The organism is Streptomyces sp. NBC_01232, from assembly GCF_035989885.1.
Taxonomy (GTDB): Bacteria; Actinomycetota; Actinomycetes; order Streptomycetales; family Streptomycetaceae; genus Streptomyces.
Genome location: NZ_CP108518.1, coordinates 8,392,689 through 8,414,550, shown reverse-complemented (window position 1 = coordinate 8,414,550; position 21,862 = coordinate 8,392,689). Strand labels below are relative to the sequence as shown.

Genomic DNA, 21,862 nt, shown 5'->3' with positions numbered 1-21,862 from the left:
GCCTTCAAACCTCCCTCTTCCACACCTCCCTCTTCCACACCTCCGTCCGCGCGCCGACGGGCCCCGCCCGGTACGTACGCCCCTCCGTCCGAGTGCCCGGCGCCGCATCCGCTCCCGGTGCCGGGATCACACCCCGGCGGGTGCCGGACGGGCGGAGCCTCTCCCAGGACCAACGCCGGGCCTGCGTTTGGCCGGTGTCGCGCCGGGCAGCCGCGTGGCAGAGGCCGGTGAGGCCCGGATGGAGGCGAGCCATGTCGAACAGCATGCTCATCACCGTGATCGTCATCGCGGCGGTCGTGGTCATCGCACTTTGCGTGGGGCTGTGGATGATGTCCCGCCGACGCCACTTGCAGCAGCGTTTCGGGCCCGAGTACGAACGCACCGTGGAGGCCGAGGGCGGCCGCATGGCCGCGGAGCGCGAGCTGCGGGCCCGCGAGGAACGCCACTCGGAATTCGAGCTCAAGGAGCTCCCGTCGGAGCGGCGCCACCAGTACGCGCAGGAGTGGAGCGGAGTCCAGGAGCGATTCGTGGACCGGCCTGAGGGCTCCGTCGGCGAGGCCGACGAGCTGGTCATCCGGCTGATGCGCGAGCGCGGATACCCCACGGAGGGGTTCAACCGCCAGGTGCGTGATCTCTCTGTGGAGCACGGACAGACCTTGGAGCACTATCGCGCCGCGCACGACGTCAAGGAGCGCAGCGGTGCGGGACGGACGACGACGGAGGAACTCCGCGGAGCGATGGTGCACTACCGCGCGCTCTTCGAGGAGTTGCTCAGTGACCAGAGGAGTCGGTGAACATGCGCAACCGATCGGACAGGGAAGAGGACCGGGCCGCCGGCGTCGAGCTGACGACCGAGGACATTGCGAACCCCGGGACGGCGACCACCACCCAGGACCCGCGGCTGGACGACGGCCGACTGGACGATGAACGGCGCGTGCCCACGTACCCGGGGGAGGCGACGGCGGACACCCGGTACGGGGACGACGGTTCCGCCACGGAGGAGGCAGGCACGGGCCACGAGGACCGGCAGCCCTCGGCGGCGGACGAACCGCTGCTCGGCGGTGAGGAGGCGGAGCGCTACCGCACGACGTGGAGCGAGATCCAGGGGCGGTTCGTGGATGACCCGCAGGACGCGGTCAAGTCGGCGGACGCGCTGGTGGCCGAGGTGATGCAGGCGCTCGCCCAGACGTTCTCCACGCGCAAGCAGGGCCTGGAGGGCCAGTGGGACCAGGGCGAACAGGTCGCCACGGAGGAGCTGCGGCTGGCGCTCCAGCAGTACCGCTCCTTCTTCAACCGGCTGCTCAACACCTGAGAACACATCCCGAAACCCGACGCGGCCGCGGCGCGCCGGACCCGCTGTTACGGGTCCGGCGCGCCGCCGTCGGAGGAGGCCGGTGCGGAAGCCGGGTATGCGGCGGCCCGGGGCGGGCATGCGCTCCTACAGAGGTAAGAGCGTCCACTTCACCCGGAGCCTGCGATGACTCCCGCGTCCCATGAACCCCAGCGACACCTCGACCTCCCTGACGACGTCACCGACACCAGCTCGGCCCCGCCCGTGCCTCGGCTGCCGCACCTCAGCGGCAGTGGCGGCTGGGGCTGGATCCTCGTCCGGCACATCGCACGTGAGGTCAGTGCCGTGCCCACGCCCGCCGGTGGGAAACGCGTCCACGTGTGCATGCCCGTCGACGGGTGACACCGCCGCCATCCGTGCGGAGGTCCTCCGGGAGCCGCGGGAATGCGCCGGAGGGAGGTGGGTAGGCGCGAATCGAGCCGGCGGCAGTCAGAGGTAATCGCCAGCCACGACCGGCAGACCACACCATCTACGACCCTTGTGGAGGAGAACACCATGGGACACGGCGGTGACGTCATCGCAGAGCTGACCACCGACCACCAGGAGGTGGAGGATTTCTTCAAGAACATCCAGGCGCTGCCCTCCGGGGACCCCCGCAGGAAGCGGTACGCGGACAAGCTGACCATCGAACTGGTCCGGCACTCCGTGGCCGAGGAGGAGTACCTGTACCCGGCGGTGCGCGAGCACCTGCCCGACGGGGACGCCATCGCGGACAAGGAGCTGGAGGACCACGCGGCGGCCGAGCGGATCATGAAGGACCTCGAAGGGTGCGACGCCGCTGACCCCCGGTTCGACGGACTGGTCGACAAGCTGATGACCGAAATCCGCGAGCACATCGCCGACGAGGAGGGCAGCCTCTTCCCGCGGCTGCGCGCCCAGTGCTCGGCGGACGTGCTGGGCGAGCTCGGCGACAAGGTCCGTTCCGCCAAGAAGACCGCACCGACCCGCCCGCACCCGTCCGCCCCGGACAAGCCGCCGGCCAACAAACTGCTCGCACCCGGAGTCGGCCTCGTCGACCGCCTCCGCGACGCGATGAGCGGGCGCGGCAAGGATTCCTGACACTTCTGAGCCGCGCCTGCCTCAGCCGGCCCGCCGTGGCCCCCGCGGCCCCCGGTTCCCCCAGTGGCTTCGGCCGGCCTCACGTGCCGGCGCGTTGTTCCGGTTCCGCCGGAAGGTGGATGTCCAGGACGCACACGTCGTCCTGCCCGGCAGGATGCAGGGCCGCCAGGAGCCGGGGCAGGAGGTCGGGAGATCCCCCGCCCATGGCCCCGGCGGCCGCCTCGGCGAGCCGGCCGAGACCGCAGTCCATGTCCTCCCCGGGTACTTCGATGAGCCCGTCGGTGTACAGGAGGAGATGATCGCCGGGCTCCAGGTCCAGCGTCACCTCCGCGTACACGGAGTCGAAGGACGCCCCGAGGAGGTTGCCCTCCGGCAGGGGGAGGAAGCGAGCCACTCCCCCGCGGACCAGCAGGGGCGGCAGATGCCCGGCCCGCACCCACGCGAGACGCCGCTCCACCGGGCTGTAGCGCGCCATGATCATGGTGGCCGTGGTGGCGGACGGGGTGGTGGCCGTGTGCAGGAGGAGAGTGTTGAGCCGGCCCATGGCATCGGGCAGCGCAGAGCCGGTGATGATCATGCCCTTGGCGGTGAACCGCAGCTGGGCCATGGTCCCGACGGCATCCAGGCCATGGCCCGCGACGTCCCCGACCACGAAGAGGGCGCTCTTGTCGGGCAGTTCGATGGCGCTGTACCAGTCACCGCCTACGTTCACTCCGGTGTCCGAGGGCACGTAGGCGATGTCGACGCGCAGACCCACCAGCTCGATCGACTGTTCCGGAATGGGCAGCAGAGCATGCTGGAGGCGTGCGGCGATGGCCCGTTCGGCCTGGAGCACGCCCCGTTGGACGAGCACGGCCCGTTCGCTCTCGATCAGGGCCAGCTCGGTGTCCCGTTGGGGGGTGAGGTCCTGGAAGAAGCCGTGCACCTCGACGGGGGTCCCGTAGGCGTCCGTCTCGGCCTCGGCGACGATGCGCAGGTGCCGGACCCCGTCGGCGATGCTGATGCGGAAGGACTGGTCGATCGGCGTACCGTCTCCCAGCAGCCGCTGAACGGCGTCGGCGAGAGCGGGCAGGTCGTCCGGAACGAGGTGCTGCGGGAGCTCCTCCAGCCTCATGGGCCCCTGGTCGGGCGGGCGGTCGAAGATCGCGTACACCTGGTCGGACCAGTTGACCGTGTCGGTGGTCAGATTCCAGTCGGCCCAGCCGAGGTTGCCCAGGCGCTGCATGGTGGCCAGCCGGCGGATCTCGCGTGCGGTGGTGTCGTGGCGGATCCACGAGACCATGAGCCGGCCGGCCAGCCGCGTGGCGCGCACGGAGTAGACGGACGTCTCGGGGATCCCCGCCGTCACCTCCTGGTACGAGAACGGCTCGCCCTCGTAGGTGGCTCCGGTGTCCAGGGCGTCGAGGTAGCCCTGCCACAAGGGTGTTCCGGCCACGGTCGGATAGGTCTCCAGGATCCTCCGGCCCACCAGTTCCCTGCCTTGGCGGCCCGCCACGTCCACCGAGTCCGGAGCGGCCGCCTCGATGCGGTAGTCCTCCACCTCGCCGCTCGGCGCACGCAGGGGCGTGAGAAGGATCGCCGCACCGGACACCGTATCGAGGATCCTCTGGACGGCGGCAACCTCCGGGTCCGCCGGCCGGGCAGGGCGGTGCTCGAGGACGCGCAGGGGGCCGCCGCACAGGCGAACGGCCTGTTGCAGCAGGGCCCGGTCGTCGCTGCCGAAGGGGGTGGCGACCTTCCGGAAGAATCCGACGGCGCAGGTGACCGTCTCCTCGCCCGGTACGGGGATCCACGCGCGGGTCGGCCATCGCCCGGGCGACCCGATGAGCCGGTACTTCTCGGGGTCCCGCTCCGGATCGTCCAGCCATCGCGGCTCACCGGAGGTGATCGCCTCCAGCGCGGCGACGCCGGCCGACGGCGGGATGTCCCGCCACTGCGCGGCCAGTACCTCATCGATCCCGGAACGGCCGATGAGCTCCAGCCCCCCGGCCCCGTCCAAGGTGTAGATCATCACGCCGTCCACGCCGAGGGGAAGGCGCAGCGCCCCGTGCAGGACCTCCGCGGCATCGCCCGTGCTGCGGGCGTCCGCCAGCGCGGCGGCCAGGCCTGCCAGGAGCACACGCGAGCCGGCGGCATCGCGGTCGCTGGTGAGGCAGCGGTCCGACCTGAAGACGGACCGGGGGCGGTCCGGGGCCGCAGCGGTGCTCGTCGTGCCGGGGGCCACGGGCTGCGGAGGCGGTGCGGCGGTCCGGGACCGGATCCCGCCGAGGGTGATCCAGCACTCCTCCATCAGGGTTCTGCGCCGGCGCCCGGCGTGTTCTACGAGCAGCTCGTACGCCTCATCGGCCGACACGCCCTCCCGGGCCATCAGCACGCCCTTCGCCCGCTCCAGTACCGCCGCGCCGGAGGCAAGGCCTTCCAGGTCCGCCACCTCGGTCCGGAGCCTGGCCACGACCTTGGCCAGGGCGAGTACCTCGGGCGACGCACCGTCGCCCGAAGCCGTCGGATCCGTCTGCACCCTTCGAGCATGGCACGGTCGCGCACTGCGGGTAATGGGCCGCCGTGCAACCGGTCGCGGGCAACGCTCGGACCGGGGTTTCCCGGCGGCATGCGGATCGGCTACGGAGTGCCACCGCGCGGCTGCGGGTGGGAACGGGCGGGACGGCCGGTGGGCCGGCGTCCGGGCGGCTCCGGGCGGCTCCGGGCGGCTCCGGGCATCAGCCTTTGTCGCTACTCCCCCTCCCGCTCACGGTCCCGCTCGGCCCTTCGCTTCGTTCCAGGTCCTCCAGCCTCCGGGCGGCCTTCTCCGCTGCCCGTACGGCCCCGGCATGAGCCTGCTCGGCCTGTCGGTGCAGCTGCTTGGCCTCCTGCGCCTCTCGCCGGGCCGCTTCGGCCCGTTGCCGCAGGGCGGCGAGTTCGTCGCTCAGGCCGGCCGCGTCGTCCTCGGCCCGGTCCCGGGCGGCCGTCGCCTCCGCCAGGAGCTCCTCGGCCCGTTGCAGTGCTGCCGATGCCTCCGCAGCCTGTTCCCGTACGGCGGCCGTCCGGGCACGGCGCTTCTCGGCGGCCCGTCCTGCCCGCCGGGACCCGGTTTCCTCGTTGCGGGCGGCCGAGGCCCCGGCGGGATCGGCAGGCGGGGGTGCGGCGCCCGGAGCGGGCTCCAGCCCTTCGAACCCCACCGCCACGGCCGGCGCCTTCGCCAGGCAGCCGGACGCCCATCGGCGGGCGGCCTCCTCATCGGCCAGCAACCCGTGGAAGATCTCTCCGACCTCGCGCAGCACCGTCTCCCTGAGCTGCTCCCCCGCCCCGGCCGCCAGCTGTCCGGCCTCCACGGCCAGCGCGCCGATCACCCGGTGCTGCTCCTGCGACAGCGCACGCATCCGCTCGCCGTCGAGCTCCCGGTACGAACGGCGCAGCTCGGCGCCGAGGCGCAGCAGTGCCTCGGCCTGGTCCGGATGGGTGCGGGCGAGCAGGTTCACCGCCCATACGGCCAGGGTCGGCTTGCGCAGTCCGCCGATCGCGGCCGCGGCGGCGGTGTCCTTCTTCCGGCGGGCCCGGGCCACGGCGGCGGCGCGGGCGGCGGTGAAGTCCGCCGGCTTCAGCCCGTACAGCTCGAAGGTCGCCGCCTCCACGTCCACGTCGTCCACGTCCGCGTTCATACCGGCCACCCTGCCCCGCGCCGTGGCTCCGGCCCACGCCGCCACGTCGCTTCCTGTGCATGTTTACGCACGGACGGAGCGTTGGACAGCGCGGTGGACGGACCTGCGAACGCCGGCGCGGGACCCGCGGAAGGCAGACGCGGACTGCAGGGATACGCTCGCGCACGTGATCTTCCAGGGAACAGCCGCCGGGGCCGACGGCCCGCCGACCACGGCCCGGTTGCGGGCGGTACTGAACCGTGCCGCACGCGTCGTGATCGTCGAGGGGCAGGTCCCGTCCGACGAGGACGACTCCACCGGCGCACCGCGGATCGACGTGACCGGTGCCGACCTGGCGGACCTGGCCGAGCTCCTGGCCATCGTGGACGGCGGGACCGGCGACCGGTGCCGTTGCAACGGCTGGCCGACGATCATGGTTCACGACGCGTACGGCGAACTCATCGCCCGCTGGACCCTGCACCACCAGACCGGGATCCGCGGGCTCGGTGATGGTGACGCCGACCTGCGTGACGGTCCGGCGCTCACTGCGTGGCTGGCTGAGCACGGCCTGACCGGATCGAGGGAGGCTCAGGCCGAGCTGGCGGCCGAGGAGGCCGTTGCCGAGCGGCGGCGGGCGCGCTGGGTACGGTCCGCGCCGCCCGGACTGACCGAGGCCGCCGAGGCCGTGGCGCAGCCGCCCGGGCGCGATGCTGAAGCGTGGTCACGTGACCTGCGGGACGCCGAGGACCGACTCGCCGCTCTCACCCGGCGCCTCCACCCCGACGGGATCGAGCGGATCCGCGCCCTGCTGGCATGGGCCGGGATCTCCGCCAGGGAGCCCACCGGCGGCCTGATGTGGTACGACCGGGCGGTGGAGCTCCAGCTTCTGGCCGAACCTTCCGGCCTCATTTTCGCGGCGTGCGCGGCACAGCCTCCGACTCCGGCTCAACTCGACGGAGCAGCGGGGCTGTTCGGCTCGCTCGAGTGGACCGGAGCACACGGCAGGCACCTGCCCGAGCCGCTGAAGTCACTGCTGATCGCCCACATCGAGGCACACGGAACCGAACCCATGAGGTTCCGGATGCGGCACGGCTACTACGGGGCCGAACGCACGGTCTGACCACACTGGAGCACGACGCCGACGGTGACGTGATCGGGATGGCATTCGGTCCCACAGCGGCCGCGTCGGAAACTACGTCGCCGATCCGGCCGCCCGTACGGTTCACATCTCGTGGGTCACGATCTGGGTGACGACCCAGATGGCCCAGGCCAGGGGGATGAGGGCCACGTATGACAGCGGCCGCCTGAGGACCGGCGGGCCCGTGTCGAGGTGGGCGCGTCCGGGGAGGGGCGCCGACGGAGGAAGCTTGCTGTACTTCAGGTAGGCCGTCAGATTCCATACGAGCGTGAACGGGTTGAGGATCACCAGGGAGAGCGGTCCCCACCACCCCAGGAACAGGGTCCGGAAGGTCATCTGCCGGACGACCGCTATGCCACAGGCACGGCAGAACGGTCCGTCCAGGTGCTCGAACTTCATCATGATGAGAATGCCCATGTGGGCGCGGACCTTGAAGTTCACGGCGATCTGGGCACCGCAGGCCCGGCACGGGGGCGACGCCTGGCCGGCGGCGGGGGCCGGGCCGGCGTATGCGCTCGGCGCATGTCCGCCGGGGGCCGGGGCGTAGGCGGCCTCTCCGCCTCCGCCCGCGTTGTGGCTGTAGGGGTTGCCCGGAACGGGGGTGTGGCCGCCAGGGTGGTGCGGTGTCGTCATGAGGGGTTCTCCACAAGCTTGTGCGTGTTGACGTCAGTCCATACGGCCCGTCAGAAGGCCGAGTGCATGGACCGGGTGTGCTCCGGGGCGCGACTGAGCCGCTCACCCGAGTCGATCTGACGCGAAGTCACGGGGAGCATCGTGCTCGTGGCCGGCACGGTGCTGATGCGCGTCCGGGAGTTCGCCCTTCACCGGGTAGGCATGCAGGGGTTGTGTCTGAGGTGCTTCCTGCCCAGGAGGTTGATCGTTTCCGGGGCGGAGCCTACCAGGCGGAACCCTGCGGGAGCGATCAAGGTATTTGCACATGCGCATCCGGGATGACCGGGTGGGTGGTGTCCTCCGAAGGCTGCGGCAAGTGGCCCTGTACGGACTCCTGACAGGGCACGCGGGGCCGCTGTCGGCGCCGTACAGGCCGACGGCCACGACGGGTGTCCGTCACCGAAGTCCGCTACCGTCGCGCCCTGCAGGGGCACGGACCGGACGGTGGTTCCGCGGTCAGGCGGGCTGCCACAGCTCGACCCGGTTGCCCTCGGGGTCGGTGACCCAGCCGAAGCGACCCACACCTTCCATGTCCTGTGTTTCGTCCGCCACGTCCGCCCCCGCGGCCCGCAACTGCACGAGCATCGCGTCGAGGTCGCGGACCCGGAAGTTGAGCATGGTGCGCTGGGTGCGGGACCCGAAGTAGTCGGTCTCGGGCTCGAACGTCGCGAACACCGTCGGCCCGGCGCCCTGCTGCCAGAGGCCATGCTCATCTGCGTCCAGCCCCAGGCAGTCGCGGTACCACGCGCTCAGGGCCGCCGGGTCGGAGGCCCGCAGGAAGTATCCGCCGATTCCAAGCACACGTTCCATGCCACCATCCTGCCAGGACGGCGAACGGCCGAGGCTGCACCACACCAACGCGGCTCGCCACGGGGAGCGCCCGAAGCCCGGCCCCGCGACGGGTCGTCGGGGCCGGGCCCGGCCCGGTGCGTGCCCGGGCGCGGATGCGCGAGGCGTACCGCCGCTCAGCCCGCACGAACCATCAGCGGGTTCGGTTCGCGGACCGCCCGTGGACGCCCCCCGTGCTCGCCCTCCGACGGCTCTCGCTCGCGCCGGCTCCGGGTGACCGGTGGATCACACCTTCACGTAGAGGTCGTACAGACCGCCCGCGTTGCGGACGCACTTGGCCTTGCCCGCATAGGAGTCCCGGAGCGAGTAGCACTCCGCCTTGGAGAACTCGCCTATGTGCTCCCAGGCCGGGGCGGCCGCCGGGAGTGCCAGGGCCGCGGGCGTGGCGGCGGCGGCCGCCGTGTCCGCAGTGGTGGCGGCCGAGGCCCCCACCGTGGCCATCATGACGACGGCCGCGCCGGCGGCGAGCGTGGTCAGAGCCCGTTTCACTGTCGTGCGCATGGTTTCTGCCTTTCCATGAGTCTGCTGAGGCCGTTCCCCCGATAGCGGACGCTCAGCGGTAAGTGACGCTCTGGCGAACATGATTCGCTCCGGCCCGCAGGGAATTCGACTCGTTTCGGTCTGACCCGAACCGAGCGCAGCGGGAAGCATTCGGCCCAGGCGGGTGAGGAGGCCGGTGTGTTGCGACTGCACTTCACCGCGGAGGACCTGGCTCGGGTGAAGGTCGAAGTGCTCGGTCCGCTCGCGGAGACCTCGCTCGGCCTGTGGAACCTCCAGCGGCGTGACGGCAGAGTCCTGTTCGGCGGCTGGCGTGCGCGTACGGGCCCGCTCGTCACCGGCGACGGACCGCACGCCGCGCAGTTCCTCGGCTCACCGGCCGGCGGGCTGGTGGACCTGTTCACCCTGGTGGGGACTGCGGGCTGCATGGACGAGGGGCTGGAGCGGTTGGTCAGTGCGCCCGAGGGCCGGCTGCGCGAGGAGTTCGGCGTGTGCGCCGGTGCGGGCAGGCGGCGGGCTCGGTGGCTGGCCGGGGTGATGGCGGCCGACCGGCAGTCCGTGGGGCGGCTCGCGGGGGCGCTGCGGGACTGCCACCGGGTGGGGGTCGCCTCGTACTGGGGCCGCATCCACCAGCACCTGGACGGCGACGTGGCACGCAGGGGGCGCCTCATGGCCCGGGGCGGAGTGGCGGCGCTGCTGGACGGCATGGGCCCGATGGTCCGGTGGAGGCCGCCGGTGCTGGAGATCCCCGGCTATCGCCCGTTCGTCCACCCGGTCGCCGACTTCCACCTGGCCGGGCGGCCACTGATCCTGGCGCCGTCGGTGTTCTGCGGGCCGGTACCCCAGCTGTTCGCCGGTTCCGGGGCCGACGGCGTGGTCATGGTCTATCCGGCCCTGCACGATCCGGTCGACGCGGCCGCTCTGTGGGCTCCCCCGGCTGACGCACGCCGGGTCGATGCTCCGGTGCCACCGGCTCTGTCCGCGCTCCTCGGACGTACCCGGGCGGTCGTCCTGTGCGTGATCGCCGACCATCCCGCGTCCACCACGACGCAGCTCGCCCGGCGGGCAGGCATCTCGCCGGCGAGCGCCAGCGAGCACGCCACCACGCTGCGCGCCGCCGGACTGACCGCCCTCGCCCGGGAGCGGAAGGCTGCCCTCCATACCCTGACCCACCTCGGCCTCACCTTGCTCAACAGCACCGGTTGTGCGGGTCGGCGGTGGCCGGTTTGAGGCTGGACAGCCGACAGGAGCGGCCGGAGCATGGCGCGCAGGTGCGATGACTTTCCCAGGGGGAGGACCGTCAGGATGAGCCGGAACGATGGGGAACCAGGCGGGGGACGGCCGTGGGAGCGGGCTCGCGCGAACGGCAACCCCGGATCGGGGGGACCGGGCGGAACCGGAGGTCCGGGTGAACCGAGGGGACTGTCCCACGAGGCGATTCCACCCGGCGCACGGATGCCGGGCGCCGTCAGGAACCTCCGGATTCTCCTGATGGTCCTGGGCGGCCTTCAGGCCGTCCTCGGGCTCGCTCTGGTGACCAACAGCGTGGCCGTCGCCACTGCCGTCTGGGGCGAGGCCGACGCCTCGACGCCGTGTTGCAGCACGCCGGGCGAGGCGAACTCCGGCAAGGTCGTCTTCGCCGGGTTGCTCGTGCTCGCGGTGGCCGCGTGGGGTGTCACGACCGCCCTCAAGTTCCCCAGCCGCCATCAGAATCTGCGGGTTTCCGCCTTCGTCTACGGCTGGACGGCTCTCCCCTTCAGCTGGGCGTTCTTCCAGGTGATGCCCATTCTGGGAGTGATCTGGCTCGTGCCGGCCATCCTGGCGATCGTCCGCCCCAACCAGCCGGAGAGCCGCGCCTGGTTCAGCCATCAGCCCGTCTGACGGGGCGGAGGACCTGCTCCGGCCGACCGGCCGGCCCACGGACCCGCCGGCTGACCCACCGCGCCGACGGACCGACTGGACGCCTGGCTCACTGACCGGCTCGCCTCCCGGCCAAGCAGCGCGACGCAACACCGCGGCGACGGCGCGAAGTCGGGTTCCCGCCGGGAGGAACGATCCTCCGCGGGGCCTCACGGGTGACACCGGGCAGCGCCCGGCCCGGCATCCTGCCGGGTGGCCGTCCGCCTCACCACCATGTGCCCGTGATCCCATCCCACTTGATCGGTGCGCTCTCCGCGCTCGCCCTGCTCGCACCCGCCTCCGCGTACGCGGCATCCGCCCCCTTAGCGCCACCGGCTCCGGCCTTGGCCCCGGCCCGGTCGGGCGATTTCTTCGCCGACCTCCCCAAGGGCGGTGACCTGCACAACCATCTGTCCGGTGCGGTGACCACCGAGTTCCTGATCGAACTCGCCGCCGGGGACGGCCTGTGCATCACCACCGACACCACCACCGCCGTGCCCCCTCCGTGCGGGGCGGGCACCCGGCCCGCCGCCGACGCGGTCTCCGACGCGGCGTTCCGGCAGCAGGTCATCCGGGCCTGGTCGATGCAGGACTTTCCGGCCGACGGCAACGGCCACGACCACTTCTTCGCGACCTTCGGCAAGTTCGGCGAGGTGCCCTGGCGCCATCCCGGCCGGCTGCTCGCGGAGGTCGCGGGTTCCGCCGCCCGGCAGAACCAGTTCTATCTGGAGACCATGATCTCCCCGGCCTCCGGTCCGGCCCGTGAACTCGCCGACCGCGTCGGTTTCGACGCGGACCTCGACCGGATGCACGACAAGCTGCTGGCCGCCGGCGGTCTGGACGCGGTAGTCCGGCAGGCACGCGCCGACGCCGACAGCACCGACACCGAGTTCCGCGCCGCGGCGCACTGCGACACCCCGCAGCCCGATGCCGCGTGCTCCCTTCCGTACCGCTGGATCTCCCAAGTCGCCCGCGCCGGCACCCCGCAGCGGGTCTTCACCCAGATGGCCCTCGGCATGCGGCTGGCCGAACGCGACCCGCGCTTCGTCGCCGTCAACCTGGTGCAGCCGGAGGACGACCCGGTCGCCCTGCGCGACTACCGCCTGCACATGCGGATGCTGAACTACCTCAAGACCCAGTACCCGAAGGCGCACATCACCCTGCACGCGGGCGAGCTGGTGCCCGGCCTGGTCAAGCCGGAGGAGCTCACCTTCCACATCAGGGAGGCGGCGCAGACGGGCCGCGCGGAGCGGATCGGGCACGGCGTGTCCGTGCTGCACGAGGACCGCTGGGAGTCGCTCATGCGCTACATGGCCGAGCGGCGGATCGCGGTCGAGGTCCCCTTCCACAGCAACGAGCAGATCCTGCGGGTCTCCGGCGAGGCCCACCCCTTCGCCACCTACCGCCGCCACGGCGTCCCGGTCGTCCTGGCCACCGACGACCCGGGCGTGTCCCGGATCGAGATCACCGACGAGTACCGCCGGGCCGCCGAGATGTACGGGCTCGGCTACTCGGAGCTGAAGGACCTGGCCCGGGCCTCTCTGCAGCATTCGTTCCTGCCCGGCCGCGGCCTGTGGAACCATGACGTCCGCACCGGCTACCGGCCGGTCGGCGCGTGCGCCGGCGAGCGCCAGGGCGCCGAGCGTCCGGGCGAGCGGTGCGCCCGCTTCCTGAAGGCCAGCCCGAAGGCGCAGGTCGAGTGGCGGCAGGAGGCGGCCTTCCAGCGCTTCGAGGCCGCCCACGCCCGCACCACCCGCCCCGGCCCGCGCTGACCCTGGAGCCCGGGTAGACGCGGTCGGAGCGACGGCCCGGCCCGTGCCCCTCGCAGGGTGCGGGCCGGCCTCGTGTCCGGATGCCGCGCCGTGACGGATCGGGGCCGGAGGGCCGGACTGAGTACGGTGCACCCGCGATCTGAGTACGAGGACGCCTGCACGGGCCCGGCCGGTCGCGATGGTATGGAGGCATGAACGCATCAGCCCCCGTCCCCGCAGCTCCCCCGGCCACAGCCGCAGGCGCACCCGAGAAGGACCGGACACGGTTCCTGGCGGTCCTGTCCGCCGCCCTGTTCGTTCCGGCGGCCGTGCTGGCCGGCGTACTGACCCTCGCCTCCTACCGGGCGTCGCGCTGCCTGACGTACGGGGAGCAGTGCTCCCCCGGGCTGCCGGGGTGGGTGTTCTGGGCGGGTGCCGGTGTCGCCGCCGCAGGGCTCGTGGTGGCGCTGGCCGCGTCGGCCGCGCGGGTGCGGAAGGTGGCGTTCGCCGCTCAGGTCCTCGCCGAGTGCACGGCGCTGCTGGTCATCCTCAGCCACGCCTGAGCCGCGGGTGCGCAGGGTGTACCCGGCGTGACCCGGGTGGTCGATTCCCGGGTGCCGGATCGGTGGTGGGCGCGCACAGTGGGGTCCTGAGGGCGATACGACCGTCCTCGACGACAGTGCGGCGATGGCCTCAGGCACACCCGTGCACCTCGTACGGGCGGACTCGGGCAGTGGTTACCGGTCTCGTGCGCCGTGCCATGAAGCGCCCCGGCGCGGACGCGTGAGGATGCCCGCCATGACCCAGCCAGCCCAGCCCGCCCGGTCCGCCGACCTCTCCGGCCTCGCCGACGTCTCCGAGTCCGCCGGGTCCGCCTCGTCGGCCCAGCCGCGCCCGGCGGACCACGTCATCGTCATCTTCGGTGCCACGGGAGACCTGGCCCGGCGCAAACTGTTGCCCGGCCTGTTCCACCTCGCCAAGGCGGGGCTGATGCCGAAGCGCTACCGCATCGTGGGTTCCGCCCCGGCGGCCGAGGCCCTGAGCGACGAGGAGTTCCGCGCCCACGCGCGGCAGGCTGTGGCGGAGTTCGGTCGCTCCGGCCCCGAGGGCCCCGACTGGCAGGAGTTCGAGGCCGCCCTGTCCTTCGGCTCGGCCGACTCGAATGCGCCGGAGCCGCTGGTGGAGGCGGTGCGCCGGGCCGAGCAGGCCGTCGGAGGCACTCCGCGACGGCTCTTCCATCTCGCCGTACCGCCCGTCGCGTTCACCTCGATGGTCGATCTGCTCGGCGCCACGGACCTCGCGCAGGACGCCCGGGTCATCGTCGAGAAGCCGTTCGGGACCGACCTCGAGTCCGCCCGCGCGCTCAACGCAGCCATCCACGCCGTCTTCGACGAGTCCCGCGTGTTCCGCATCGACCATTTCCTGGGCAAGGAGGCGGTGGACAACATCCTCGCCCTCCGGTTCGCCAACGGTCTCTTCGAACCACTCTGGAACCGCGAGCACATCAGCCATGTGCAGATCGATGTGCCCGAGCAGATCGACATCCAGGGCCGCGCGCACTTCTTCGAAGGCACCGGCACCTTCCGCGACATGATCGTCACTCACCTGTTCCAGCTGCTCGGATTCGTCGCGATGGAACCACCGGTCGTCCTCGACGGCCAGTCGCTCAGGAACGAGCAGGTCAAGGTCTTCCGGAGCATGCGGCCGCTGGACCCGGCTCAGGTCGTGCGCGGGCAGTACACCGGCTACCGGGACCAGCCCGGCGTGGATCCGGCCTCGGACACGGAGACCTTCGTCGCGCTGCGCGTCGAGATCGACAACTGGCGTTGGGCAGGGGTCCCTTTCCTCCTGCGCTCGGGCAAGGCGCTGGCCGAGGGCCGGCACGTCGTCACCCTGGGCCTGCGCGAGCCCGTCCTCGGCATGTTCCCGCTGGACGCGCGGGCCGCTGCCGACGGCCGCGGCAACGAACTCGTCATCGACTTCGCCGATCCGGGCTCGATCACCGCCCGGTTCCTCGTCAAGAAGCCGGGACCCGCCATGCAGTTGGCGGAGGCCGACATGGTCTTCGGCTACCGGAGCTCCTTCACCGCCGACAACTCCCTGGAGGGCTACGAGCACCTCCTCCTGGAGGCCATGCTCGGTGACCAGTCCTTCTTCACCCGGTCCGACGGCATCGAGCGCCTCTGGGAGGTCGCGGCGCCGCTGCTCGAAGCACCCCGCCCCGTGGAGCCGTACGCCCCCGGCAGCTGGGGGCCGGACAGCATCGACGCGCTCGTCGCCCCCCACCGGTGGCACCTTCCCGACACACGCTGACGGGTCCGGAGCGAGGTGATCGCCGACGCGGGGAGTGCCGGGCGAGGGAACGCAGCTGCGTACGCCGGCGCGCGTGGCGGCCCGGTTGCTGTTCCGTCGCCGCCGCTGTGGGCGAGGGGGGCCACCTGCACGGCGGCCGTCGATCTGCTGCTGGCGGTAGCTCCCCGGGCCGGAGCCACGTACGAGCCGCCCGCCCACCGGCTGGCGGACGAAGCCGCCCGGGGCCCGGGATAGCCTGCGCCGATGATGCGCGCCTGGATCCTGCCGATACTGCTCGTCGCCAGCGGCTTGCTCGCCGCGGGTGCCCTCGTGGGCAAGGGGTCGCCCGGAGCCGGCGTTGCCCTCCTGCTCCTGCTCGTCCTGCTGGCGGGGCTGAACTCCCCCCTGGCGTTCCCGCGGTCGGTCGGCGCGGCCGAAGCACAGCGCCGCAGCGCGGCCGACGGGCGGCCGGTCGTCTACTGGCGTCCGGGCTGCGCGTACTGTCTGCGCCTGCGGATCCGGCTGGGCCGCGGCGCCCACCGGCTGCACTGGGTCGACATCTGGCGCGACCCGGCGGGCGCCGACGCGGTACGGGCGTTCAACGGGGGCGACGAAACCGTACCGACCGTCGTGGTGGCGGGCCGGCCGCACGTGAACCCCGACGTCGAATGGGTACGCACACAGGCGGCCGCCCGCCCACGGGATTGAGCGACTGATTCCCCATGATGGTCGTCGTGCAGCGGGCCATAGGCTGCGGCCCATGGAATCGTTGATCACTTGCCTCCGTGAGCAGGACGAAGCTGCCCGCTTTCTCGCCTGGCCGGGTGACTTCGACCTGGACCGAGGCGATCATGTCGAGGAAGTGCACCTCGCCTCGGGCTCCTCGCTCGAGGGGTTCGCCGGCGACGGTGCCGGCGGCACGTACTTCTTCTGCGGTGAAGGCGGCGAGGAACGTCCCATCCTCTATGCCGACTCCGAAGGAGGTTCGGCTCTGGTTGCCATCGGCCTCCCCGAGCTGGTGCGGCTGCTGCTGGTGCTCCCGTGGTGGCGCGACTGCCGGGCATTCACGGTTCAGGAGAGTCGTGGCCTCGAGGCCGAGTATCTGGAGGACATGCCGGACCTCGTGACCCGAAGAGACCGTGCTGCCGCGGCCCTTGGCCTCGACCTTCCGGACCGGGCAGAGGTCCTGGACCGCTTGCGCGAGGTGGCCACGCAGCCGGGAGAAGACTTCGTTCTGATCTTCACGCCGGAGGGCCACCCCTACGAGCCACTCTTCACACGCTGAAGCCACACCCGGGCCCCCACCCCGCCACCACGGCAAGGAGAGCGGTGCGCAGGCCCCGGACCGCTATACCTCGCCGATGGGGCGGAAGTTGGCTGCACGGCATAACCACCTGCACGCAGCCCGTACCGCCGGCTTACTCAGCACGGTCAGTCCTCCCGAATCGGATGTGTTCACCTGCCGGGCGGACGTCGAGGATCCCTACGGTCCGGACGTCGACGAGGAATCCCAGTGGTCCCTCTCCATGAAGGAGGAGTGGTACCTGGGACTCGACCCCGGCTGTGACCTCCCCGAACGAGCGTGACGACGAACCCCGGACCACCCTGTTCCATGGTCGAACCGATCGGTACACTTCCCCTCCGGCGGACCACCGGCCCCACCCGCACCGCCTTTCCTCCACACCCCCTTCTTCTCTTCTCGGAGCGGCTCCTTCATGCCGCCGCCGGGTCCGGAAAGGCTTGCTTCCCCCGTGACAACTCGTACCCGGCTGACGGCCCTGGCGACGACGGCCGTCCTCGCCACGACCAGTGGTGTTCTGGTGAGCGCCCCCACCGCGGTTGCAGTCGGCCTCGAATCCCCGGCCGACGCGCCGTCCGCGCCCTCCGCCTCGGCCAAAACGCCCAAGGCCCGGGGGGCCAATCCCGGCTGGACGAATCCGCTCGCCCGCCCCGCCCAGCCCACCGGGCTGCGGGGCTCCTACGACGGGGTCGTCAACCAGGCGAGCCTGTGGTGGACGGCGAGCAAGGAGACCAACCTCGCGGGCTACCGCGTGTACCGCCGGCTCGACACCACCGACTGGTCCCAGGTCAGCGGCTCCGCCCTGCTCACCACCCCGTACTTCGTCGACACTCCGAACCCGACCGGTCAGACCGTCCACTACCAGGTCCGTGCCGTCAGCAAGACCGGCCGTGAATCCGAGGGCAGCCTCGCCGTCTCGGCCATCACGGCGGACCGGACGGCTCCGGTCGCCCCTTCCGGCCTCAGAATCAGCCACGACTTCTTCACGGCCACGCTTCGCTGGCAGCCGGTGGCCGACGCCGCCAAGTACGAGGTGTACGCCGCCGCGAGCGCCGCGGGTCCCTACACCCTGCTCGGGACTTCGACCGGGCCCTCGTACGACGACTACAACCCGCCCCGCACGACGCTGCGGTACTACCGCGTCCGAGCGTTGGACGCGCGCGGCAACCCGTCGGCGTACTCCGCAGTCGTCACCGGCGACGGCGTCGACCGGACACCGCCGCCGGCCCCGACCTCGCTGAGCTCCTACGTCGAGGCCACCCGGACGCACCTGTACTGGAAGATGTCCGACTCGTTCGACAACGACCGGGCGAACGGTGGGCACTTCCGTGTGTACCGCTCACCGGGCCAGACCCTCGATCCCTCCCACCTCACCCGCGTGACCTGCGTGAAGGTGGGCGACAACGGCGACGGGCTGTGCACCGACGAGAGCATGGCCCCCGGATCCCAGTACACCTACGCCGTTACCGCGGTGGACATGACGGGCAACGAGTCGGCCCTGTCCGCCCCGGTCACCCTCCGCAGCGGCGACCGGGTGGCTCCCGGCCCGGTCACCGGTCTGAAGGCCACGCCCCGCAACGACGGGATGCTGCTGAGCTGGTCGGCCCCCGCCGAGGACGACGTCACCTCGTACGTCGGCCTGCGCGGCGTCCGCCAGCCAGACGGCACGATCCGCTGGCTCGACCGGTGCACCGACGAGGGCTCCGACGCGCTGGCAATGCTCTGCGCCGACATGCCCGACGGCGAGACCAACGTCTACGTGGTGGTCGCCAAGGACCGTTGGGACAACGCGCTCGCGAGCAGCGACCCCCAGGTGGCCACGGTCACGGCCACCGAGCTGGACCTCCGCCCGCCGGTCACCCTCCCCACCCAGGGGCTGGAGATGCTCGGCATGTCGTGGAGCACCCTGGTCACCGGAGAGGACAGCCCCGGCATCTACTGGTGGTGCAGGGAAGCCTCCCTGTGCACCGGGATAGCCGGTTACCGGGTCTCCCGGTGGAACCCGTCCACGGCGGCGTACGAGCCGCTCCACACCGGGCTGCTGCCGGTCACGACCGAGAAGTACCAGGACCAGTCGGGCGCCCCGGGTGGCACGTACTTCTACACCTTCGAGGCGCTGCGTGCGGACGGCAGCGCCGTCGTGACGCACTCGTGGGGCTGCGTCCGCCCGGCGTTCGTCTGATCTCGCGGCGCGGACAGAGGGACGCGGGACGCCGTGTATCGCGGGCGTATCGGATTTCGCATACGCCACCGCAACGGCTCCCTGTGTCGAATGGCGACATGAACGACAACACATCCCTGTCGGCACCGTCCCGTCGGACGCGCGGGAGGGTGCTCCTCGGCCTGGCGGTACTCGCTCTGGCGGGCGCCCTGTTCGTCGTGCGGCGGCCGCTCATGATGTCCGCTCCGACGTGCATGGCCGGCCGGTGGCACGGCTGCTTCGACACGTTCAACGGTGTGGTGCTCATGACGCTCGTCGCCGTGCCGCTCGGCGTACTGGTGGCCTGGGCGCTGGCCCGTCGGCGGCGTGCGGCCGGCATCGCGGGGGCGTGGCCGATGTCGCTGGCCGACGTGGGGATGGTCCACGGGACGGTGCCGTTCGTGTGGATGACCATGATGCCGGGCTCCGGGGCCGGGATCGTGCCCGGCCGGGTGAGCCTGGTGCCGCTGCGGGACCTCGTCACGATGGGGCCGCTCGGGATCGGCGGCAACCTGCTGGTCTTCGCCGCGCTGGGGTTCTTCGCCCCGATGCGGTTCGCGGCGCTGGGATCCTTGCCGCGGATCCTGGCGCTCGGGGCGGGCTGCTCGGTCGTGGTCGAGGCCGCGCAGTACGTCCTGCGGCTGGACCGGGTGTCGTCCGTGGACGACGTACTGGTCAACGCCGCGGGCGCAGCGCTGGCCGCGCTGGCGTCGCGCCGCTGGTGGCGCACGACGGTACAGGCCTCGGCGGACCTGCCTCGCCCGGTGCCGACGCCGGCGCCGGCCTCGGCAGGCTGAGCAGCCGGCGCCCGGACGGCACGTCCTGGCGGCGCGTCGGGGCAGTGGGTCGGGGCAGTGGGTCGAGGCAGTGGGTCCGGTGTGCTCGCGCGGTTGCATACATCGCGGCACACGCCGTTGCATACGTCGGCGATATGTCGCTCTGCTTAGGCTTCGGACATGCGCGTACTGATCGTCGAGGACGAGCCCTACCTGGCGGAAGCCGTCCGTGACGGTCTGCGGCTGGAGGCCATCGCGGCCGACATCGCCGCCGACGGCGACTCCGCCCTGGAGCTGCTCGGCGTCAACTCCTACGACCTCGCCGTCCTGGACCGCGACATCCCCGGGCCCTCCGGCGACGAGGTCGCCCGGCGCATCGTCGCCTCCGGCAGCGGCATCCCGATCCTCATGCTCACCGCCGCCGACCGGATCGACGACAAGGCGTCCGGGTTCGGGCTCGGCGCCGACGACTACCTCACCAAACCGTTCGAGCTGCGGGAGCTGGTCCTGCGGCTGAGGGCGCTCGACCGCAGGCGCGCCCACGCCCGGCCGCCGGTCCGCGAGATCGCGGGCCTGCGGCTCGATCCCTTCCGGCGGGAGGTCTTCCGCGACGGACGCCACGTCGCGCTCACCCGCAAACAGTTCGCGGTCCTGGAAGTCCTCGTGGCCGCCGAGGGCGGGGTCGTCAGCGCCGAGGGGCTGCTGGAACGGGCCTGGGACGAGAACGCCGACCCCCTCACCAACGCCGTGCGCATCACCGTCTCCGCACTGCGCAAACGGCTCGGCGAACCATCGATCATCGCCACCGTGCCGGGCGTCGGCTACCGGATCGACACCGATACGGACACCATCGCGCCCGGTCGTACGCATGCGTAGACGCCCGGGGCTCAGCGCCCGGCTGAAACTCACCCTCAGCTACGCCGGGTTCCTCGCCGTCGCCGGCGCTCTCCTGCTGGCCGTGGTGTGGGTGTTCCTGCTGCGCTACGTACCCGACAACTCCCAGGGCCTTCTCGGGATCTCGCCCAACCGCTATCTCCTCGTACGGACCTTCGCCCCGGCCGCGGCCGTGGCGATGCTCTTCCTGCTCGTGTTCGGCCTCGTCGGTGGCTGGATCCTCGCCGGCCGGATGCTCGCACCGCTCGCGCAGATCACGGAGGCCGCACGGATGGCCGGGGACGGGTCGCTGTCCCACCGGATCCGGATGACCGGCCGTCACGACGAATTCCGTGAACTCGCCGACGCGTTCGACTCGATGCTCCGACAGCTCGAGTCCCACGTCGACGAGCAGCAGAGGTTCGCGGCAAACGCCTCCCACGAGCTGCGCACTCCGCTGGCGATCTCGCGGACGCTCCTCGATGTCGCCCTCAAGGACCCCACGCGTGACCGGGGCGAGCTCATCGAGCGCCTTCAGGCCGTCAACACGCGGGCGATCGACCTCACCGAGGCCCTGCTCCTGCTCAGCCGCGGCGACAGCGGAAGCTTCGCCCGCGAGAGCGTCGACCTCTCCCTCGTCGCCGAAGAGGCCGCGGAAACGCTGCTTCCCCTCGCGGAACAGCGTCGTATCACGCTCGAGGTCGACGGCGGGGCGGCCCGGACCTGCGGCTCGGCGGAGCTCCTGCTGCGGATGGCGATGAACCTCGTCCAGAACGCCGTGGTCCACAACCTGCCCGCCGGGGGCACCGTGACGGTCCACACCGAGACGTACGGCGACACGAGCGTGCTGCGGGTCGAGAACACGGGCCGTCCCGTCCCACCGGATCTGGTCCCGACCCTGACCGAACCCTTCCGGCGGGGATCGGAACGCGTACGCACCGACGAGCACGCCGGTGTCGGGCTCGGCCTGGCCATCGTGCACAGCATCGTCCGCGCCCACGGGGGGACCCTCGACCTCGTCCCCCGCCCTGCCGGGGGTCTCGTCGTCACGGTCCGGCTTCCCGGCACCCCGTAGACATCGTCCCCGAGCCGGCCTTGTGCCACCCGCCCCACCGGGCGTCACGGCGCACCTGCCGTGCCGAGCCCCGCGACGCGCCTGGCTTCGAGCATCTGCCCTTCGGCGAGAACAAACCCGGCCGGCGGGCGGTCAGGACCGCCCGCCGGTCCCGCCTCCACGTTGCCCCCGCACCATGTCGTCAGAGGGCAGGACAGCGTGGTCCGATGCTGCTCCGTCAGGCTGAGTCAGCGAGAGACCGAGGCTCTGCCGCATGGCCGGCGCATCTCGCTGAGCCGGTCCCAGCACTCCACGATCTGGGCGTGCGCCTGTTCCAGCGACTCGCCCTCCCGTCGCGGCGGGATTCCGCCGTCGAGGCGCTTGAGGACCCCGTACATCCGGCTGAGGCAAGTACTTCGTCGGGGATACGCATCTGCGCCTCGGAGTACCGGGCACGGTGCTCGCGACGTGCGGCGTCGAGGCGTGACCGCGAATCGTCCGTGATGGCGCCGGCT

At 71.8% G+C, this 21,862-nt stretch carries 21 protein-coding genes; 16 read left to right on the top strand and 5 right to left on the bottom strand.

Features of this window, described 5'->3' with window-relative positions; all coding sequences use genetic code 11:
* Positions 1–251: 251 nt before the first annotated feature.
* The 3 genes from OG444_RS38665 to OG444_RS38655 all read left to right on the top strand — a co-directional run bounded on the left by OG444_RS38665 (position 252) and on the right by OG444_RS38655 (position 2,410).
* A complete protein-coding gene (locus OG444_RS38665) occupies positions 252–794 on the top strand; it encodes a hypothetical protein (protein ID WP_327266549.1) in 543 nt (180 codons plus the stop codon).
* Between the two features lie 2 nt (positions 795–796).
* Complete coding sequence (locus OG444_RS38660) at positions 797–1,312, top strand: hypothetical protein (protein WP_327266548.1); 516 nt, start codon at positions 797–799, stop codon at positions 1,310–1,312.
* Positions 1,313–1,846: 534 nt separating this feature from the next.
* Positions 1,847–2,410 (top strand): hemerythrin domain-containing protein, encoded by a 564-nt coding sequence (locus OG444_RS38655; protein WP_327266547.1) that lies wholly within the window; start codon positions 1,847–1,849, stop codon positions 2,408–2,410.
* 79 nt (positions 2,411–2,489) lie between these two features.
* On the opposite strand, the gene OG444_RS38650 is transcribed toward OG444_RS38655, so the two are convergent.
* Both OG444_RS38650 and OG444_RS38645 read right to left on the bottom strand, forming a co-directional pair.
* A complete protein-coding gene (locus OG444_RS38650) occupies positions 2,490–4,928 on the bottom strand; it encodes a SpoIIE family protein phosphatase (RefSeq protein WP_327266546.1) in 2,439 nt (812 codons plus the stop codon).
* Between the two features lie 199 nt (positions 4,929–5,127).
* Entirely contained in the window at positions 5,128–6,066 is a 939-nt protein-coding gene (locus tag OG444_RS38645) for a hypothetical protein (RefSeq protein ID WP_327266545.1), read from the bottom strand.
* 166 nt (positions 6,067–6,232) lie between these two features.
* Between OG444_RS38645 and OG444_RS38640 the strand changes: the two genes are divergently transcribed.
* Entirely contained in the window at positions 6,233–7,165 is a 933-nt protein-coding gene (locus OG444_RS38640) for a hypothetical protein (RefSeq protein ID WP_327266544.1), read from the top strand.
* A 102-nt stretch (positions 7,166–7,267) separates the two neighbouring features.
* Here OG444_RS38640 and OG444_RS38635 read toward each other — a convergent pair whose 3' ends face one another.
* The 3 genes from OG444_RS38635 to OG444_RS38625 form a co-directional block, all read right to left on the bottom strand.
* The gene (locus tag OG444_RS38635; RefSeq protein ID WP_327266543.1) at positions 7,268–7,816 is read right to left on the bottom strand and encodes a hypothetical protein; all 549 of its coding nucleotides are present in this window, start codon (positions 7,814–7,816) and stop codon (positions 7,268–7,270) included.
* A 495-nt stretch (positions 7,817–8,311) separates the two neighbouring features.
* Complete coding sequence (locus OG444_RS38630) at positions 8,312–8,665, bottom strand: VOC family protein (RefSeq protein ID WP_327266542.1); 354 nt, start codon at positions 8,663–8,665, stop codon at positions 8,312–8,314.
* A 264-nt stretch (positions 8,666–8,929) separates the two neighbouring features.
* Positions 8,930–9,205, bottom strand: coding sequence for a hypothetical protein (locus OG444_RS38625; RefSeq protein WP_327266541.1), 276 nt, complete (start codon positions 9,203–9,205; stop codon positions 8,930–8,932).
* A gap of 177 nt (positions 9,206–9,382) precedes the next feature.
* Between OG444_RS38625 and OG444_RS38620 the strand changes: the two genes are divergently transcribed.
* The 12 genes from OG444_RS38620 (at position 9,383) to OG444_RS38565 (ending at position 21,368) form a co-directional block, all read left to right on the top strand.
* A complete protein-coding gene (locus OG444_RS38620) occupies positions 9,383–10,432 on the top strand; it encodes a winged helix-turn-helix domain-containing protein (RefSeq protein ID WP_327266540.1) in 1,050 nt (349 codons plus the stop codon).
* 261 nt (positions 10,433–10,693) lie between these two features.
* The gene (locus OG444_RS38615) at positions 10,694–11,083 is read left to right on the top strand and encodes a hypothetical protein (RefSeq protein ID WP_327266539.1); all 390 of its coding nucleotides are present in this window, start codon (positions 10,694–10,696) and stop codon (positions 11,081–11,083) included.
* Between the two features lie 260 nt (positions 11,084–11,343).
* Positions 11,344–12,873 carry an adenosine deaminase family protein gene (locus OG444_RS38610; protein WP_327266538.1) on the top strand — a complete coding sequence of 510 codons (1,530 nt, stop codon included), beginning with the start codon at positions 11,344–11,346 and terminating at the stop codon, positions 12,871–12,873.
* 191 nt (positions 12,874–13,064) lie between these two features.
* Positions 13,065–13,415, top strand: a complete 351-nt coding sequence (locus OG444_RS38605; RefSeq protein WP_327266537.1) for a hypothetical protein — start codon at positions 13,065–13,067, stop codon at positions 13,413–13,415.
* Positions 13,416–13,650: 235 nt separating this feature from the next.
* Positions 13,651–15,165 (top strand): glucose-6-phosphate dehydrogenase, encoded by a 1,515-nt coding sequence (zwf, locus tag OG444_RS38600; protein WP_327266536.1) that lies wholly within the window; start codon positions 13,651–13,653, stop codon positions 15,163–15,165.
* A gap of 243 nt (positions 15,166–15,408) precedes the next feature.
* Positions 15,409–15,852, top strand: a complete 444-nt coding sequence (locus tag OG444_RS38595; protein ID WP_327266535.1) for a glutaredoxin domain-containing protein — start codon at positions 15,409–15,411, stop codon at positions 15,850–15,852.
* Between the two features lie 52 nt (positions 15,853–15,904).
* Positions 15,905–16,429, top strand: a complete 525-nt coding sequence (locus OG444_RS38590; RefSeq protein WP_327266534.1) for a hypothetical protein — start codon at positions 15,905–15,907, stop codon at positions 16,427–16,429.
* Between the two features lie 88 nt (positions 16,430–16,517).
* The gene (locus OG444_RS38585) at positions 16,518–16,730 is read left to right on the top strand and encodes a hypothetical protein (protein ID WP_327266533.1); all 213 of its coding nucleotides are present in this window, start codon (positions 16,518–16,520) and stop codon (positions 16,728–16,730) included.
* A 165-nt stretch (positions 16,731–16,895) separates the two neighbouring features.
* Positions 16,896–18,626, top strand: coding sequence for a fibronectin type III domain-containing protein (locus OG444_RS38580; protein WP_327266532.1), 1,731 nt, complete (start codon positions 16,896–16,898; stop codon positions 18,624–18,626).
* Positions 18,627–18,724: 98 nt separating this feature from the next.
* Positions 18,725–19,441, top strand: a complete 717-nt coding sequence (locus OG444_RS38575; RefSeq protein ID WP_327266531.1) for a VanZ family protein — start codon at positions 18,725–18,727, stop codon at positions 19,439–19,441.
* Between the two features lie 159 nt (positions 19,442–19,600).
* Positions 19,601–20,296: a response regulator transcription factor gene (locus OG444_RS38570; RefSeq protein WP_327266530.1), complete on the top strand. Its 696-nt coding sequence runs from the start codon at positions 19,601–19,603 to the stop codon at positions 20,294–20,296.
* Entirely contained in the window at positions 20,289–21,368 is a 1,080-nt protein-coding gene (locus OG444_RS38565) for a sensor histidine kinase (RefSeq protein ID WP_327266529.1), read from the top strand. Before OG444_RS38570 ends, OG444_RS38565 begins: the two co-directional genes overlap by 8 nt.
* Positions 21,369–21,862 lie beyond the last annotated feature (494 nt).

Coding starts and splice junctions, on each gene's coding strand:
- OG444_RS38570 (WP_327266530.1), top strand. CDS start 19,601: ATGCGCGTACTGATCGTCGAGGACGAGCCCTACCTGGCGGAAGCCGTC.
- OG444_RS38635 (WP_327266543.1), bottom strand. CDS start 7,816: ATGACGACACCGCACCACCCTGGCGGCCACACCCCCGTTCCGGGCAAC.
- OG444_RS38625 (WP_327266541.1), bottom strand. CDS start 9,205: ATGCGCACGACAGTGAAACGGGCTCTGACCACGCTCGCCGCCGGCGCG.
- OG444_RS38565 (WP_327266529.1), top strand. CDS start 20,289: ATGCGTAGACGCCCGGGGCTCAGCGCCCGGCTGAAACTCACCCTCAGC.
- OG444_RS38645 (WP_327266545.1), bottom strand. CDS start 6,066: ATGAACGCGGACGTGGACGACGTGGACGTGGAGGCGGCGACCTTCGAG.
- OG444_RS38605 (WP_327266537.1), top strand. CDS start 13,065: ATGAACGCATCAGCCCCCGTCCCCGCAGCTCCCCCGGCCACAGCCGCA.
- zwf (WP_327266536.1), top strand. CDS start 13,651: ATGACCCAGCCAGCCCAGCCCGCCCGGTCCGCCGACCTCTCCGGCCTC.
- OG444_RS38660 (WP_327266548.1), top strand. CDS start 797: ATGCGCAACCGATCGGACAGGGAAGAGGACCGGGCCGCCGGCGTCGAG.
- OG444_RS38630 (WP_327266542.1), bottom strand. CDS start 8,665: ATGGAACGTGTGCTTGGAATCGGCGGATACTTCCTGCGGGCCTCCGAC.
- OG444_RS38665 (WP_327266549.1), top strand. CDS start 252: ATGTCGAACAGCATGCTCATCACCGTGATCGTCATCGCGGCGGTCGTG.
- OG444_RS38595 (WP_327266535.1), top strand. CDS start 15,409: ATGATGCGCGCCTGGATCCTGCCGATACTGCTCGTCGCCAGCGGCTTG.
- OG444_RS38655 (WP_327266547.1), top strand. CDS start 1,847: ATGGGACACGGCGGTGACGTCATCGCAGAGCTGACCACCGACCACCAG.
- OG444_RS38590 (WP_327266534.1), top strand. CDS start 15,905: ATGGAATCGTTGATCACTTGCCTCCGTGAGCAGGACGAAGCTGCCCGC.
- OG444_RS38575 (WP_327266531.1), top strand. CDS start 18,725: ATGAACGACAACACATCCCTGTCGGCACCGTCCCGTCGGACGCGCGGG.
- OG444_RS38615 (WP_327266539.1), top strand. CDS start 10,694: ATGGTCCTGGGCGGCCTTCAGGCCGTCCTCGGGCTCGCTCTGGTGACC.